Origin of the sequence: Buchnera aphidicola (Pemphigus populi), assembly GCF_964058935.1 — a bacterium.
GTDB lineage: Bacteria > Pseudomonadota > Gammaproteobacteria > Enterobacterales > Enterobacteriaceae > Buchnera_C > Buchnera_C aphidicola_D.
In genome coordinates, this window is record NZ_OZ060373.1 from 1 (window position 1) to 1,815 (window position 1,815).

Sequence of the window (1,815 nt, forward strand, 5' to 3'; positions counted from 1 at the left end):
ATATATTCTTTATTATTAAATAGAAAATGAATATTTAATATATTATACAAAAAAAAATCAACTAAAAATTAATTAATTAATTATATTAAATATTTTTGATTGTATTCTTAATATAAGAATATTAAATTTACTATATTGTTAAATATAGAATATAATATCAATTATATTGATAAACATTCTTTAATAATAAAATAGGATGTAAGAAAAATGGAAAGAATCATTGAAAAAACTATATATGCCTCTCGTTGGTTAATGTTTCCAGTTTATGTGGGTTTATCTTTTGGATTTATATTATTAACGGTTAAATTCTTTCAGCAAATTATATATGTTATTCCTGATATACTAATTATGTCTGAATCAGGATTAGTTTTAATTGTTTTATCTTTAATTGATATAGCTTTAGTTGGTGGTTTATTAGTTATGGTAATGTTTTCTGGATACGAGAATTTTATAGCTAAAATGCAAACTAATCATAGAATTGAAAGATTAGGTTGGATGGGTACTATGGATGTAAATTCTATTAAAAATAAAGTTGCATCATCTATAGTTGCAATTTCTTCTGTACATCTTTTACGCCTTTTCATGGAGGCTGAAAAAATATCTAATGATAAGATTATGTGGTGTGTAGTGATACATTTAACTTTTGTTTTTTCTGCTTTCGGGATGGCTTATATTGATAAGATGAGTAAAAAAAAATAATTATTAATGATAATAAAAATTGCTATTCTGCTTTTCTCTTTATTTAATATTCAATTATTTTATTTTTTAAAAATATTAGATATAAATTTATTTAACTATGTAGTTGAATAGTTATTTTTTTTAAAATAATAGTTTATTAATAAATGAAGTTTTTTTGTTTGTTTTTTTTTTATTATATAAGATTTTAAAGAATTAATATTAATTTTGCATCTATTTCATTTTAAAAAGCATCTAAATATTACTGTCAGAATAATTTTCTTTCGCTATTTTTTTCAAATAATAGTATTGTATGTTAACTTTTTTCCTAAGACCATCTAATCCCATTTCAGACAATTCATTCAGTGAATATTTTTCAACAATTAATTTCAATATTTTTTGTCTAGCGGTTTTTTCATCTAGTGAAAAAATATTTTGAGCTTTCTTTTTTCTAATATGAAAAAAATGTTGAGATTTTCTATAATTTAAAATAGATTGTAATCTTACTTCTTGACTTTTAAATTTTGCTTCAATTAAACTAATCGGTTTAATTCCTTTTTTAATTAAATTTCTATTAATCCAAGCAAGTTGTTGCTTTTTAGCACTATTTATTTTTTCTTCAGAAACATCAAATAATTTAAAAAACAATGGAGTTAAACTGATCATTTTAGGCATATAGTTTCCTATAATTTTATCCCATTTTTTTTCAGATACTACAAATCCCATTGGTTCCATAAATTCCGTTATTAATCGTGAAGCACGAGATATTGATTTATTACCCGATGAAGAAATAGTAGATAAACCACACTCATCTGATAATTGTTCTACTGATGCCTGTACTATTTGAGAAACAATATTAAAGTGATAAAGCATAGCAGGTACCATGGCTCTCATAGCACCGGCTCTATGTTCATTGAGACGCCTCATTCTAATAATAGGTTTTCCCGTTTTAATATTTTTTGGTTGAGTCACATAGTTCAATTCACTTCTAGCTACATCTACTTCATATGATTTTTTCATTGCGTAAAGAATAAAAGCAGGTCTTTGCTTATTATTTTTAGGTATTTCAAATTTTGGTTTTTTATTGTAAATATAGTTTACTCTTTTTGCCATATGATTAACTTTATATAAAAATATTTA

The 1,815-nt window shown here is 23.1% G+C and carries 2 protein-coding genes; one reads left to right on the top strand and one right to left on the bottom strand.

Going from position 1 to position 1,815, the window contains the following annotated elements:
* The first annotated feature begins 207 nt into the window (after nt 1-207).
* Nucleotides 208-699: a TIGR00645 family protein gene (locus AB4W65_RS02665; protein ID WP_367673847.1), complete on the top strand. Its 492-nt coding sequence runs from the start codon at nt 208-210 to the stop codon at nt 697-699.
* Nucleotides 700-930: 231 nt separating this feature from the next.
* On the opposite strand, the gene repA is transcribed toward AB4W65_RS02665, so the two are convergent.
* On the bottom strand, nt 931-1,788 hold the full coding sequence (gene repA / locus AB4W65_RS02670; RefSeq protein WP_367673846.1) for a plasmid replication initiator RepA: 858 nt from the start codon (nt 1,786-1,788) through the stop codon (nt 931-933).
* Nucleotides 1,789-1,815 lie beyond the last annotated feature (27 nt).

Coding starts and splice junctions, on each gene's coding strand:
- AB4W65_RS02665 (WP_367673847.1), top strand. CDS start 208: ATGGAAAGAATCATTGAAAAAACTATATATGCCTCTCGTTGGTTAATG.
- repA (WP_367673846.1), bottom strand. CDS start 1,788: ATGGCAAAAAGAGTAAACTATATTTACAATAAAAAACCAAAATTTGAA.